This is a genomic window from Streptomyces sp. NPDC086549, assembly GCF_044746205.1.
In the GTDB taxonomy this organism is placed as follows: domain Bacteria; phylum Actinomycetota; class Actinomycetes; order Streptomycetales; family Streptomycetaceae; genus Streptomyces.
On the sequence record NZ_JBIVBS010000029.1, the window covers coordinates 1 to 14,442 of the forward strand.

Sequence of the window (14,442 nt, forward strand, 5' to 3'; positions counted from 1 at the left end):
CCAGGAAGAGCATTACCACATTGCTAAGCGATCCGGCTGCGGAATCGGATCGATGGGCTGCGAGCACATGTGCATCTAGCTAAGCGATCCGACTCCAGAGTCGGATCAACCCGATCCCAGAGTCGGGTTGATCCGACTCTGGAGTCGGATCAACCCGATCCCAGAGTCGGCAATGCCGATCCCAGGATCGGGTTACCCGATCCCAGAGTCGGATCAGATCGCGCGTTTCCGCAGGTCAGAGGCCTGCGGGGGCTACGCGTTCTTATTGCATGAAGGAAGGGGCACACGTGCGGCGCCATGAGGGTTGACCCTGCGGGCCGCCGCAAGCGGCGGTCCTCGGGTGTGTCGGGCACGTCAATCAGCCATCTTCAGGCGGCTAGTGGCTGGGCGGGCAGCAACAGGAAGCGTGGCTGGCCTACGTCTGGGGCACAGGTGCATACGCGTGCCTGGTCAGTTGGCTGCCCCGCCATCGTGGTGGGCTGGTTTCGGCTGAGGTGATGAAGGGGTAGGGGGTCCTGCCGCAGGCGTTATTGGTCACTGCAAGTCACAGCAATAACCCCGGTTCGGCACTGCCTCGCTAGGTTTTGCCAACAGTGGGCCGCCCCGTCGACGTCGGTGTTCGTCGGCACCGCTGAGGTCATGTCACCGGAGGCATCGGCCTGGCTTCCGTCGGCCGCCACGCTGGCCGCGACAGCATGGCCATCGCCGACCAGGAAGGCTGGGCTCGCCACTCCTGCTTCATGCTCAACTACATGCAGATCAACGACGGCCGGGACTACAACGCCGACGCTGGTCTGACCTGACGTCACCGCAGACCAGCCGCTCCGGGACGGCCCGTCAGGGTCGTCGTCTCGACCCGGGGAGCACCCCTTCCTGCGAACCTGACTGTACGAGCCCGAGCCGATCATCCGCCGCGGCGGCGGCCTCCTGGTGTAGGTGGCGGATTGCCACGTACTTCAACGGCCGAGCCACGTACCGCCGCCGACGGCCCCTCCGAGCACCGACAGTGAAGTGAGAAGCAGGACTGGTGGCCGCAGAGGCCGCTGCATCGTCACCCGGAAACTTCCTACCCTGAGCTCAAAGTACGGATGCTCTGCGTGCGCGCCTGGTCGACCAGCATCAGGCAGTGTCTTCTTCGGCATCTCGGCCCCCAATCATTGGCTGTCTCCGTTGTCGGCCATCGATCAGGAAGGCATGACTTGAGCGATGAAAAACATACGAAAGGGCGATCGGGTACATGGGCGGAATCGGTCAACTTCGACCTCCAACCCGAGTCTGGGAACGTCTGGTCCGGACAACAGCGTGTCGGTGATGGCCGCCATGATGGGTGCGTGGACTACAGCCTCGTGATCGCCGCTGCTCAGGCCGCCGGGCCCTGCCCGCCCGGTGAAGAACCGGACTGGGGCCGCCGCGTGCACGCCCTGACCATTGACCTGCACATGATCGCCCAGCAGGCCGCACAGGACATCGCCCGTGTGGAGAGCGCCTCGCGGTTTGTCGCCTTTCTGGAGAAGGTCGAGATCGAGGACTCCAGCCGCCGCGGTCTGCTCACCCTTCGCAACCCTGCCGGAGACACCGAGCAGATCCGCACCGAACAGCAGGAGACCGACCGTGGCCGCGTCCTCATCGAGCGTGCCCGCGCCCTGACGGGCCGGTGGGTACTGGTGTTCCGGCACAACGACAAGGCCTCCGCCACCAAGAGCGTGCGTATGCTGGCCCACCTCATGGACCTCGGCGACGGCGCCATTGCCGTGAACCTGGCGAAGAAGATCCTGCTTGACGACGCCGGCGGAGCCGTCCCCCGGGCCCAGGCCGCATGGGCGGACGCAGGCCTGCCGGACTCTGGCACCGTCACTGTCGAACAGTTCCAGCAGGCCCGCGGCAAGCTGCAGGGCGAACGGGACCCTGGCGTCGCGGTGTAACGCTCGCCGGGGGTCCCCGTCTGTAGGGGTGAAGCGCCCCCGGGGAGACGGCCCGCCGAACGGATCCCCGGGGGCGCCGCTAAGCCGGCACCCTTGGATAACAGCAAGAAGCAGGGGAGGCCCCGCGGGGCGCAGCCCGCCCTCGGGCCGCCCAGGGGTCGCACAAGGACCGTGCCGGGCCTGCGCGGACCGTCTTGGTCCGACACGGACCGAAACGAGACCTGTAGCTGGCGGGGGAGGAGGGCCTGCCCCGCTTCTTGCTGTTATCCAGAACCATCCGACCGGATTGCGTACGCTGTCGGGCATGTCCAAGGCGATCCCGCGCAACACCGACGCCCTCACCGCCATCGCCACCTTCATGGATGCGCAACGTCAGTCCGGGTACGCCTTCGAGACCGTACGGCTGCGCGGCACCCTGCTCACCGAATTCCTGGAGCACGTCCTCGACGAGGAGAAGAACGCCTCCCTCACCGCCGAAGAACTCGTCCAGCCCGAGCACGCGGACTCATGGCTCAACGCCGCGGACTCAGGCGAGACCCGCCGCCGCAACACCCTCCTCGGCCCCGACGCCGTCGCCGCGCACGACTCCCAGCGCGCCCGCATCCAGACCTACAACGCCTTCACCGACTCCCTCGGCCTCTCCGGCCTGCGCCGGGCATACCCGCCATCCGGGCACGGCGAGCGCCTGGAGCCCGAGCAGGCCTGGAACCTGCTGCGCACTCTCGCCGTGAAACGGCCCACCGGCACGAACGCGGCCACCGCCATCCGCACCGCCGCTGTGGCCGCCCTCGTTGCCGCCACTGGCCGCACTGTGCCCGAGCTGCAGAAGCTGGACGTCACGCACGTCGCCCTGGAAAGCCGCCCCTTCCCCGTCGTCGAGATCGGCGAGGCAGCACACCCGCTCGACAAGCACACCGTGGAGATCCTTCGCCGCTGGCTCGACGTCCGCGCCGGCATCACCAAGGAGCTGGAAGGCAGCGACCCCGGCTACCTCTGGATCCCGACCAAGCCCGGCCGGGCCCGCAACGGCATCGAACCGCCCAAGCCGGGACTGACCCGGGCCGCCGTGCGCACCCTGCACTCCGCACACCGCACCCTCGTCCTGCAGGTCTTCGGCGCCCCCCTGCGGCCGTACGCACTCCTCCCCCGCCGCTGACGCCGCTACCGCCGCGCCCGTGATGGAACTGTTCGCCGACGCCGACATGGCCCTGTACTCCCGAAGCTGCCACGAAGTGACAAGTAGCTCTCTGTAATCACGCTTGACCTGCGGTGACACTGCGGTGCCTGACGTCGACTTCTCGGCGGGGGAAGCATGCTGACACCCCATCAGGGCGTTGACCTGCAAAGTTATCGAAGCTCGGGATTCGTGAACTCGCCGCTGGGCCGGGCCGACATGGAGCGCATCGCCGCGGCGGTTGTCTCGGGTCCCGAGGAAGCGTCAGGCACGTGAGGCAGGTGACCCGAAGACGACGTGACTCACGGATATCCGGGGGTTGTTCAGGCGGTTATGCGAGCACGTCGGTTTCGCACCCCTACGAAGGGGCACCCTAGGTGTCCGCTGTGGTGCTGGGCGAGGCCCGGCCGAACACTGTGCGTTTGTCCTCAGGCCCAGATGGCGACCACGGCGTCGCCGGTCGCGGCGTAGACCATGCCGTCGGCCACCGCGAGTGCCTTTATCCCGCGGTCCGTGGGGAGTTTCCAGCGCTGGTTTCCGCTGGCCGCGTCCACCGCGAACACCGCTCCGCTGCCGGCGCCCTCGCTGGGGCCGCTGCCGGCGTAGACCGTGCCGCGGACCACCGAGAGCGCGTTGACAGGCTTGCCGGTGGGGAATGCCCAGCGCTGGCTTCCGCTGGCCGTGTCCACCGCGACCACCCCACCGCTGGTGGCTGAGCTGGCAGTGGCGGCGTAGACGGTGCGGCCGGTCGCCGCCAACACACCGTTCTGGTCAACGGGCAGCTTCCAGCGCTGTTTGCCGCTGGCCGCGTCCACCGCGAACAGCGTTCCGGCGGCTGTGTCACCCTCGCTGGGGGTGCTGGCGAAGCAGACGGTTCCGTCGGCCACCGCCAGCGACCAGAGGATCCAGCCGCTGGCAGGGAACTTCCAGCGCGGCGTGCCGTCGGCCGCGTCCACCGCAACCCCGCCTCTGCGGCCGAGGGCGGCGTAGACGTTGCCGTTGGCCACCGCCAGTCCTCCTGACACGTTGCCGCCGGTGGGGAATGTCCAGCGCTGGTTTCCGCTGGCCGCGTCCAGTGCGATCACAGCATCGCTGTTGCCGCCGAAGTAGTCGCTGTTGCCGAGGTAGACCGTGCTGTCGGCCACCGCCAGGCAGTCCACGCTCCAGCCAGGCCGATCGCCGTTGGCCTTCCAGCGCTGCTTGCCGCTGGAGGCATCCAGGGCGAACAACCCGCTACCGGCGAGGTTGGGGCCGAAGTAGACCGTGCCGCCGGCCACCGCCAGCGGGTCCACGCGCCCTTCGGCGGGTGTCTTCCATCGCTGTTTGCCGCTGGCCGCGTCCAGGGCGAACACACTGCCCCTCTGACCGTCGTCGATGCTGCCGCCCGCGTAGACCGTCCCCTTGGCCACCGCCAGTGAGACCGCGTCTTCCCCGAGGGGGGACGTCCAGCGCGCGCGGCCCGGGCGAGGAGCGGCGGTGGGGGGCGTGCGCTGCTTGCCGGACGGAGAGTTTCCGTCGTTGAGGAGCTGCCATCCGGTGATGCCGGCCGTGGCAAGGGCGGCGGTCCCGGCGATTCCGATCAGCAGATGCCGCCGGGACAGGCGGGGTGTCGCTGGTGCTGTTGGTCCGGCGGCCGGTGTTGACGCGGCGGGCGGTGCCGGGCGGCCGGGTGGGTCAGCGGTGGTGGCCTCTTGGATGCTTTCGGCGTGGCTGCGGATGAGTCGGGTCACTGACGCGGGGAGCCAGTCGGCGGCCTCCGCCGTGGTTGGGCGGCCCAGCTGGGCGAGGAGCTGTGCGGGAGTGGGGCGGGCCGCAGGGGGGCGGGCCAGGCAGTGCCAGATCAGGGGGAACAGGGCTGCGGGAACGCCGGTGAGGTCGGGGTCTTCGTGGACGACGCGGTAGAGCAGTTCCGGGCTGCCTCCCGTGCCGAAGGGGTTGGTGCCGGTGGTGGCGTAGGCCAGGACAAGTCCGAGGCAAAAGATGTCGCTGGGCGGTCCGACCGGGGCGCACCTGGCCTGTTCGGGGGAGACGAAGCCGGGCGTGCCGATGAGTTGCCCGGTACCGGTGAGAGCGGTGTCTTCCAGGGCGCGGGCGATGCCGAAGTCGATAACACGCGGACCATCGGTGGCGAGCAGCACGTTGGAGGGTTTGAGGTCGCGGTGGGTGAGTCCGGCAGCATGGATGGCGGCCAATGCCTCGGCCAGCCCGCGGGCGAGCATGCGAGTGCTGTTCGCGGGCAACGGCCCGTGCTCGCGGATGGCCTGGGTGAGGGAGGGGCCGGGCACGTACTCGGTGGCCAGCCACGGGACAGGGGCCTGGGGGTCGGCGTCGACCACGGCGGCGGTCCAGAAGCCGCCGACCCTTCGCATCGCCGTGATCTCCTGGGCGAAGCGCCGCCGGAAGCGGGGATCATGGGCCAGGTCGCTGGAGACGACCTTGATGGCCACCAGCCGCCCGCCGGGCGAGCGGCCCAGGAAGACCCGGCCCATGCCGCCCGACCCTAGCTGGCCCAGCAGCACGAACGGCCCGATCTGCTGCGGGTCCGCAGTCCCCCCCACCTGCAGCATGGCAACCCCCTTTAAGAGCCGCGCCGCGGCGCGCTCAGCTTGTATCGGAGACGGGAGCAGGGCTGTGGGCGCGGTCCAGCACCTGGTACACCGTCGCCCGGCTCACGGAGAACAGCTCGGCGAGGTCGGCGATGGTGTGCTCGCCGCTGCGGTTAGTACTTCAGCAGCAACGCGAACCCCAGCCGCGTCCCGCCCCGCTTGCCCGCCAGGAGCCCCAAGTTCCCCATCTAGCACCGTCCAGTGCTCGACCAGCTTGTCCATCCCCACCGGCTGCCGACCCACAGCCACGCATCATGCCCGAGCGTCGCTCGTCAGGGCAGCCACTCCGTCAAACCCGCTTTGGGGGCGGTGACACATTCGTTAATGGCACCCCGACCGGCTGGACGTTCTCCACCGGATGGGGTGCCCGCGAGTCCATCCACGTCACCCTCGTGCGGCCGGAGCTGGTCGTGGAGGTCGGCGTCGATGTCGCCCGGGACAGCGTCGGCCGCGGGCGGCATCCCGCCCGATGGCACCGGTCTCGCCTCGATCTTTCCCCCGCAGACGTGCCACGCGTCCCGCCCAGAGCGACGGACTAAGCCTCGATCCACCGACCGATGCTGTGGATGACGCTTAGGAAAATGAAGAAGTGCCTTGTGACCTGCGATGATGGGAGTTCTTCACGCTTCCAGCACGCACAATCAGCAAGGCACTTCCTAGATGCAAGTTTCCCATACGCCAGCGGCGGTCTCCGCTGCGTTCGATGACCCGAATCTGATCGCGTATGCCGGGCTGGTCCCGGTGATTGCGGCTGGCCGAGCGGTGTGCTCTGCCGCGACTGGTGACGCAGAAGGTCAAGTTGACCGGGGTGAGGAACGGCGCGGGTGCGGCGGCGGACGCGAAGGTCACCAGCATCGTGGCCGGGATGGTCGCGGGTGCGGACAGCATCGACGACCTCGATGTCCTGCGCCACGGTGCGATGCCGGCCATGTTCGCAGGTATCCGTGCGCCCTCCACGCTCGGCACTTTCCTGCGCGCGTTCACCCACGGCCATGCCCTTCAACTCCACGCCGTGCACAGGAGGTTCCTGGGTACGCTCGCCGCGCACACCCCACTGCTGCCCGGGGCCGACCAGGTGGCGTTCATCGATGTCGACTCCACCCACAAACGCGTCTACGGCCGCACCAAGCAGGGCGCCGAGTACGGCCGGTTCAAAGGCATCCGCACCCTCCACCCGCTGCTGGCCACGATCTGCACTCCGCGGTCCCGGCCGGTGATCGCCGGGGTGCGGATGCGCCGCGGCAAGGCAGCCGACTCCCGCGGCGCCCCGAAGTTCGTCAGCGAGGCCCTGGCTACCGCCGCGGAGGCCGGGTGCACTGGCACCCGCATCCTGCGGGCGGACTCCCAGTTCTACAACGCCGGGGTGATCGCCGCCTGCCGCCGGGCCGGCGCCCACTTCTCGATCACCACCGGCATGAACCCCTCCGTCAAGCGGGCCATCCTCGCCATCCCCGACCAGGCATGGCAGCAGATCACCTACCCGACCGCGGTGCCCGACCCCGAGACGGGGGAACTCATCTCGGACGCCGAAGTCGCCGAGATACCCGCCTACACCGCGTTCGCCAGCCGCAAGAAGGCGGAGCGGGTCACCGCCCGGCTGATCGTGCGCCGGGTCCGCGACCTGGCCAAACCCGCTGTCGTGGGAGAGCAGGGGGAACTGTTCCCCCTCTGGCGCTACCACCCGTTCTTCACCGATACTCCCGCCCAGACCCTCCAGGCCGAACGGGAACACCGCCACCACGCCGTCGTCGAACAGGTCATCGCCGACAGCAAAGCCTCCGCCCTGGCCCATCTGCCGTCGGGACACTTCCACGCCAACGCCGCCTGGCTGACCCTGTGGGCCATGGCCTACAACCTGCTGCGGGCCACCGGCGCACTGACCTCCGCCTTCCACGCCAAGGCCACCACCGCCACCCTCCGCGCCCACCCCGGCTGACAGCCCCTACCCACCCCGCCCGCCAAGGCCCGACCGGAACCGAACTGTGGAAAAGCTGGGCAGACCAGTAGATATTACCTGCCCAGACACAGACACCGAACCGAAACCCGCTCAAAAACCGATCAGAAGATCCATTCCAGGCCACGTCGGTGGATCAAGGCTAAGTCGGCCACGGACTGTCAATTCGTCTTCCACGACAACCTCCCGCGCCCGGCGGCTCGGCTGAGAGCTTGGGAAGGGGCGGCACACCCTGTGGTGCGCCGCCTCTTCCCCATACGGATCAGCTGGGCGGGGAGGTCTGGCTGGCCTGGGTGAGGAGGCGTTCCCAGGTGCGTGTGGACCCGCCGTGTTGTTGGGCGAGGGATGCTGCGATGTGGTGGCGGGGGGTGTCACCGGCGGTGCGGAGGGCTGCGGTCGCGGTGTGCAGGCGGGGGTCGCCCTCGTAGGCGTGTGCCTTGTGCGGGCCTTTTCCTGTGCCTGGTGGGCGGCCGCCTCCCTTTCCTTGTCCAGGCGGGTTTTTCCGGCGTTCGTCAATGGCATGGCGGGGCCAGACGCGGACGCTGTAGAGGGTCTTGCCTGCTGGGAGATAGCCCTGGGTCGCGTAGGCGCGGACGGTGCTGGCCGTGACGCCGAGTAGGACGGCCGTCTCTTCGTCGTTGAGGAGGTCGTCGGGGTGTTCTCCGGCGGGCAGCTCGGGAAGGGGTTTGCCCTCGAGGTAGGCGCGGGCTTGTTCGAGGTCGTAGATCAGGATGCGGCTGTGAGGGAAGAGGCTTGCGACGCGCTGGCGGAAGGCGGGGGCATCGCGTCGCCGCCATGTGGACGCGGGGACGCCGGCGTGCTGGGCGATGTCGGCCTCATTGATCACTGGCCGGTTGCGGGGGATCACAGTGGTGTTCCTTGAGCGGCTGTGGGGTCACGGACGGGGCCTTGTAGGCTGGTGGTACTTCCTTACGCTGGCGTCTCGCCGGCGCGGATGTTGGTTAAGGGCCGGTGGTGTGCCGGGCCGCCCTCGGGTGGCTCTCCGCCGGCCCTTTCATCAGTTCTGTCTTCCAGTGGCGGACTTCGTGTGGGCTGCGGAGCCTGATCACCTCGACGCCCAGGGCGGCTGTCTCGGATACCTGTTGGGCGTAGCGGGGCCGGTTGTTCCGGTACTTGCGGATGGCGGTGCGCAGCAGTGACCGGCGGCTGAAGAATGCTTTGCTCCAGGTCAGCCGCCTTGCTTGTGGGCTGTCCTCGCGTCCGGTGAGCTGGTAGAGGCTACGGCGCACGATGCGGTAGATGATCAGAGACAGCGGGAAGTCGAGCCACACGAGTGCGTCGGCGCGGTGCCAGACCACTTCGGCCAGCTTGGAGAAGTTTCCTTCGACGATCCACGCGTCTTGCCGTGTGATCTCCGCTGCCTGTTGGCGGAACTCGGGCAGCGGCAGCGGGCCGTCAGGGGTGAAGAGGATGTCGTCGAGGTCTGTGTGCGGGTGGCCGAGCTCTGTCGAGAGCCACCTGGCCAGGGTGGATTTTCCTGTGGCGGGTGGTCCGAAGAGTGCGATTTTCCGCATGGATTCCTTGCCTTCACGGGGACGGCGTCCGGGCTCCATCGGGCTTCGGGCGGGCGGTGGCATAACCGCACACCCCGATTTTGCCATTTAAAACCTTACAGCATTCAGACTCGCCATCGAGAGCCGTTCGGAGTCCGCGGACCGGCGGCCGAAGGCGGCTTCTCAGCCCGCAGGGGCGGGCCCGCGCCCAAAGGGCAGAAAAAGCCGGGAGGGCCGCCAGGCCCTCCGCGGCGTCTCCGCCCGGCCGGTCCTCGCGGGCGGCCGGCGGGATGGGCCCGGCGAGCGCACGGCGGGGGGAGGTTCCAGCGGGCGGCGGCCGAGGTCGTCCTCGCAGTAGGCGTAGAAGCTGCGGACGGCGGAGACGGCGCGGCCGCGGGAGGCGCAGTGGTTTCGTCCCTGCGCAGCAGGGAGCAGACGGCGCTTCATCCCCGTAGCGGCGGGGAGCACTTCCCCGGGGGGAAGGTCTTGCTGCACGTCCTTGACGGACGGACCACCCCGCAGCGGCGGGGACAACAGCGCGTTCAATCGACGCGACTGGGAGGGCACGGGGCCACCTCCGCTCGCGCGGAGAGCACGCTCCCACTGCAATGATTCGCCGCGCCGCTGGGACCCCATACATGGCCCCGGAGACCTAGCTCAGACACCAGGGAGCAAGTAACCCGCCGGCAGCTTCCGGTTCTTCACTTCTGCCGTTTCCCGGCGCCCGTGCACCTCGTTGAGCCGATCGGGTGAATACCCGGAGGGCCGACGACAAAGGGGCGGGTGTGCGACAGGAGTGGTCGCCGGAAGACGTGGTGGCGTGTTGGACGCTGGTGGAGAGCGACTGGGACTTGGTGGCGAACAAGTCCGGCCCGACCCGGCTCGGTTTCTGCCTGATGCTCAAATTCTTCGAGATCGAGGCCCGGTTCCCGGAGTTCATCGAGGAGTTCCCGCAGCCCGCCGTGGAGTACGTCGCCGAGCTGGTGAAGGTGTCGGCGGCCGAGCTGGCGAAGTATGACCTGGCGGGCGCGAAGCGGCACCGGAAGCAGATCCGCGAGGCTTTGGGGTTCCGTCCGGCCACCCTCCCGGACGAGGAGGAGCTGACGGCGTGGCTGGCCGCGGAGGTGTGCCCGGTCGAGTTGTTGGAGGACCGGCAGCGGGAGGCCCTGTGGTCGAGTGCCGGGCGAGGAAGATCGAGCCGCCGGGCCGGACCCGGATCGAGAAGGTCCTGGTCGCCGCGCGGGGCCGGTGGGAGAAGGTGTTCTGCACCCGGACCATCGAGCGCCTGGGTAGCGCGGGCACGGTCCGGCTGCTGGCGTTGGTCGCGGAGGACAACGAGGGCGGCACCGCCCTGCTGGCCGCGCTCAAGCGTGACCCGGGCGCGGTCGGGCTGGACTCGCTACTGACGGAGATCACCAAGCTGAACGACGTCCGCAGAATCGGTCTGCCCGAGGGGCTGTTCGCGGACTGCTCGGAGAAGCTGCTGGCCGCCTGGCGGGCGCGGGCGATCAAGATGTACCCCTCGGACTTCCGGGCCACCGCCGAGGACGTGCGGATCACGCTGCTCGCGGCTCTGTGCTCCTCCCGGCAGGCGGAGATCACCGATGCCCTGGTGGATCTGCTGGTCGCCCTGGTTCAGAAGATCAACGCCCGGGCCGAGCGTCGGGTGGAGAGGCAGCTGACGGCGGAGCTGAAGAAGGTCCGCGGCAAGGAGGGCATCCTCTTCAAGCTCGCCGACGCGGCGATCGGCAAGCCGGACGAGATCGTGCGCACGGCTCTGTACCCGGTCGTCGGCGAGAAGACGCTGCGCGACCTGGTCGCCGAGGCGAAGGCGAATGAGAAGGTCTTCAAGGCCAAGGTGCGCACCACGCTGCGGTCGTCGTACAGCTCGTACTACCGGCAGATGCTGCCGCCGCTGCTGAACACGCTGGGCTTCAGATGCAACAACACCGCCTACCGGCCGGTGATGGACGCGCTGAAGCTGCTGGCCAAGTACGCCGACGTCGACGGCAAGACCCGCTTCTACGACGGCGCCGACGAGGTGTCGATGGACGGCGTCGTACGCAGGGACTGGCGCGAGGCGGTCGTCGACGACAAGGGCAGGGTCGAGCGCATCCCGTACGAGCTGTGCGTCCTGGTCGCGCTGCGGCCGTCTTTCCCGTTCTGCCCGGCCGAACCGGGTGTTCGAGGCGGTGCGGGAGGTCGTGAAGGCCACCGGTGTGCTCAAGGGCAAGCACCGGCGAGCGCTGGACTCCACCGTTTTGGACGACGCGGTCGCCACTCAGGACACCGTCACACAGCTCATCGCCGCCGTCCGCGCGGTCATCCGCGAGGTCCCCGGCGCCGACCAGGTGGCAGCCGTTAAGTGCACCGCGCATGACTACAGCGACCCCGGCGAACCCCGCATCGCCTGGAACGACGAGCAGGCCCGTGCCGATCTCGTTGACGCCCTGGTCGGTGACGCGCTCAGGCTGCTGGGGCATCTGCCGGACCAGCAGCTCGGTGAGAAAGCCGCGAACGCGGTGGGCCTGCCGGCCCTGGTCGCCGGACAGGACGTGGAACCGGCCGAGGACTCCGACGGCCGTGACGGACGCTGGCGCATCACCCGCGGCACCGCCTACGACCGGACAGTCTCCACCGTCGATGCCGAATCCCGGCACATCCACAAGACCCGCACCCACCAGCAGGACGGATACAAAGCCCACCTGGCCATCGAGCCGGAGACCGCGTTATACACCGCTGTGGCCCTCACTCCCGGCGTCGGGCCCGAGCACCACGAGGCCACCGTCGGCGTGGACCTGCTCGCCGGGGAAGACGGGCCGGTGGACGCTTTCGGCGATACCGCCTACTCCACCGGCGAGGCCCGCCAGGTCCTCGAAGCAGCAGGCCACCGGCTGTTTTTCAAACCCGCCCCGCTACGGGCGGCTGTCCCCGGCGGCTTCACCCTGGACGACTTCGCCATCGACACCGCCGCCGCCACGGTCACCTGCCCCCAAGGACACACCGTTGCACTGTCGGACCCCGGCGGGCAGTACCACCAGCGCAAGGCAGCCTTCAAGAACCTGTGCACCGGATGTCCCCTGCGCGAGCGGTGCACCAAAGCCAAGGCCGGCCGCATCCTGACCATCCGCCCCCGCCACGACCTGCACGCGGCTGCCCGCCGCCAGGCCACCACCGACCCCGACTGGCAAGCGGACTACCGGCGCTGGAGACCACCGGTCGAACGCGCCGTCGCCTGGCTCGTCCACCACGGCAACCGCCGCCTGCGCTACCGCGGCACCATCAACAACGACACCTGGCTCCACACCCGAGCCGCCGCCCTCAACCTCCGCCGACTGATCAACCTCGGACTCACCCGCACAGGCAACACCTGGACGATCAACCCGGCCACCGCATAAGCCGAGGGGGTTGTCCGGCCCACGGGCCGGACAACCCCTCAACAAGATCTTCATGAGCCTTCTAGCCCTAGGTGCCGGCGCTGCGGAGCGCGACGGCTCCGTCGCCGGATGGGGCAAGGGGGGTGTGGCCCTGGACCGAAGAACAGCGACGGCCGACGCAACGGACGCAAGAGCTTCTCCTGGCGCGACTACTGGGGCCTGCTGATGTCAGCCCACCAGCAGCTCGGCGGACCGAGGTCACGCTCGTCCGGGACAACCTCAACGTCGACAAAGTCGCCGAGCTGCGGGAATTCGCCAAAGCGCAGGACGGCTGACGCGGCCGACTCTCCGGCGTCGCCTTCACCACGCCCGAACGCCTCATCCAGCGCATCCGACGCGGCCTACGGCACAGACATCACGAGTTCAACCCCAGTAAGAGGTGGACTCGAGATCATCGGTTCCCATCAGGCGATCGTGAAATCCGGAAACCAGAACCGCCTCGCAGCGCGCTTGGGAAAGGCCCGCGAGCTGAGGACAGCTGCTGAGTGCCCGACCGCAGATACGACTTGCGGACGCTTCCGCCGTACCGAGCGTTTCGGCGACGATGAAAAGGCTGAGGACCGGGCCCTTCGGCGTGACCGGGTGAGCTGTCACGTGCTGCAACCCGTCCGCCGGATCCGCATATCGGTGGACACACTCCAATATATTATCCGGGAGTTCAGAATCTGGCGGATTGATTTCTACGTGGATTAGATACATGACCCATCGATATGGATAGTCGAAATCGCGACGATTTACCTCGCCCCGCGTGCATCCTGCGTCTGGATATGGCCGATCGGCCCGTTAAGATCCCCTCCAGGACTCGGGAGTGCCTTGAGGTGCACGGGGGGTAGGACATGTTGCAGACACTTGGGCTGGACACGGCGTCGGAGCTGGCTTATCGGGCGATGATTCGACATCCGCAGGACTCCCTGCCCGAGCTGGCGGACCGGCTGGGTGTCTCCCTGCGGGACGTACGGAAAGCCCTGGACCGGCTCAGTGAACTGGCCCTGGTCAACGCCGCACCCAACCCCTCGGGCTTCCGCGCGGTGAACGCGTCCATCGGCATGGAGCTGCTGCTGGCCCGGCAGCAGGCGGAGCTGGCGGCCCAGCAGGAGCGCATCGAAGCCTCCCGAGCCGCAGCGGCCCAGCTGATCGCAGAGTGCTTGGACAGCGGTGCCGAGACCAGCAACTCCATCGGGGAAGAGATCCGCGGGATAGCCGAAATCCGCCTCAAGCTCGCCGAGCTGGGCTCCAAAGCCACCGGCGAGGTCATGACGCTCGCACCGGGCGGTGCCCACTCGGCGGCCGACCTGGAGGCCAGCCGGGGCCCCAACGCCGATCTCCTGGACCGGGGCGTGAAGATCCGCACCGTGTACCTGGACAGCGTGCGCAACAGTCCGGAGACGCTGGCGCACATCCAGTGGCTCGGCGAACGTGGCGCCCTGGTCCGCACTGCCCCCGCGCTGCCGATCCGCATGATCCTCATCGACCAGCGGGTGGCCGTGCTCCCGACCCACACGAACGACGCCACCGAGGGTGCGGTGGTGCTCCGGGGGCAGGGCACGGTGGCCGCGCTCAACGCTCTTTTCGAGAGCATCTGGAACAGCGCGAGTTCCCTGACCGAACTCGGGAAGCGCGACGCCCGAGGGCTGACCGCACAGGAGGCCGAGACCCTGCGGCTGCTCAGCCAGGGGCTGACCGACGAGGCCATCGCTCACCGCCTCGGTGTCTCGCCGCGCACCGCCCGGCGGATCGTGGCCGGGCTGATGACCCAGCTGAACGCCCGCAGCAGGTTCGAAGCCGGCAGCCGTGCCGTCCAGGACGGCTGGATCCCGATGTCGCGCTGACCGGGC

8 protein-coding genes and 3 pseudogenes are annotated in these 14,442 nt (G+C 68.6%); 7 read left to right on the plus strand and 4 right to left on the minus strand.

Annotated elements, in window-relative coordinates; all coding sequences use genetic code 11:
- Positions 1 to 1,331: 1,331 nt before the first annotated feature.
- Together ACIPSA_RS47255 and ACIPSA_RS47260 are read left to right on the plus strand one after the other, a co-directional pair.
- The gene (locus ACIPSA_RS47255; protein ID WP_402647436.1) at positions 1,332 to 1,922 is read left to right on the plus strand and encodes a hypothetical protein; all 591 of its coding nucleotides are present in this window, start codon (positions 1,332 to 1,334) and stop codon (positions 1,920 to 1,922) included.
- 304 nt (positions 1,923 to 2,226) lie between these two features.
- On the plus strand, positions 2,227 to 3,078 hold the full coding sequence (locus tag ACIPSA_RS47260) for a hypothetical protein (protein ID WP_402647439.1): 852 nt from the start codon (positions 2,227 to 2,229) through the stop codon (positions 3,076 to 3,078).
- A gap of 446 nt (positions 3,079 to 3,524) precedes the next feature.
- Here ACIPSA_RS47260 and ACIPSA_RS47265 read toward each other — a convergent pair whose 3' ends face one another.
- Positions 3,525 to 5,663 (minus strand): serine/threonine-protein kinase, encoded by a 2,139-nt coding sequence (locus ACIPSA_RS47265; RefSeq protein ID WP_402647442.1) that lies wholly within the window; start codon positions 5,661 to 5,663, stop codon positions 3,525 to 3,527.
- Positions 5,664 to 5,697: 34 nt separating this feature from the next.
- Positions 5,698 to 5,805, minus strand: a pseudogene (locus tag ACIPSA_RS47270) (helix-turn-helix domain-containing protein); the annotation flags it as partial.
- 642 nt (positions 5,806 to 6,447) lie between these two features.
- On the opposite strand from ACIPSA_RS47270, the gene ACIPSA_RS47275 reads away from it, so the two are divergent.
- Complete coding sequence (locus tag ACIPSA_RS47275) at positions 6,448 to 7,638, plus strand: IS1380 family transposase (RefSeq protein ID WP_402647445.1); 1,191 nt, start codon at positions 6,448 to 6,450, stop codon at positions 7,636 to 7,638.
- Positions 7,639 to 7,918: 280 nt separating this feature from the next.
- Here ACIPSA_RS47275 and ACIPSA_RS47280 read toward each other — a convergent pair whose 3' ends face one another.
- Both ACIPSA_RS47280 and ACIPSA_RS47285 read right to left on the minus strand, forming a co-directional pair.
- Positions 7,919 to 8,524 carry a helix-turn-helix domain-containing protein gene (locus ACIPSA_RS47280; RefSeq protein WP_402647447.1) on the minus strand — a complete coding sequence of 202 codons (606 nt, stop codon included), beginning with the start codon at positions 8,522 to 8,524 and terminating at the stop codon, positions 7,919 to 7,921.
- A gap of 94 nt (positions 8,525 to 8,618) precedes the next feature.
- On the minus strand, positions 8,619 to 9,191 hold the full coding sequence (locus tag ACIPSA_RS47285; RefSeq protein ID WP_402647450.1) for an adenylate kinase: 573 nt from the start codon (positions 9,189 to 9,191) through the stop codon (positions 8,619 to 8,621).
- An 812-nt stretch (positions 9,192 to 10,003) separates the two neighbouring features.
- Between ACIPSA_RS47285 and ACIPSA_RS47290 the strand changes: the two genes are divergently transcribed.
- The 4 genes and pseudogenes from ACIPSA_RS47290 (at position 10,004) to ACIPSA_RS47305 (ending at position 14,436) form a co-directional block, all read left to right on the plus strand.
- Complete coding sequence (locus ACIPSA_RS47290; protein WP_402647573.1) at positions 10,004 to 10,576, plus strand: DUF4158 domain-containing protein; 573 nt, start codon at positions 10,004 to 10,006, stop codon at positions 10,574 to 10,576.
- 714 nt (positions 10,577 to 11,290) lie between these two features.
- Positions 11,291 to 12,568 (plus strand): annotated as a pseudogene (locus ACIPSA_RS47295) (transposase); the annotation flags it as partial.
- Positions 12,569 to 12,703: 135 nt separating this feature from the next.
- Positions 12,704 to 13,092, plus strand: a pseudogene (locus ACIPSA_RS47300) (hypothetical protein); the annotation flags it as partial.
- A gap of 351 nt (positions 13,093 to 13,443) precedes the next feature.
- On the plus strand, positions 13,444 to 14,436 hold the full coding sequence (locus ACIPSA_RS47305) for a LuxR C-terminal-related transcriptional regulator (RefSeq protein WP_402647453.1): 993 nt from the start codon (positions 13,444 to 13,446) through the stop codon (positions 14,434 to 14,436).
- Positions 14,437 to 14,442: the final 6 nt, after the last annotated feature.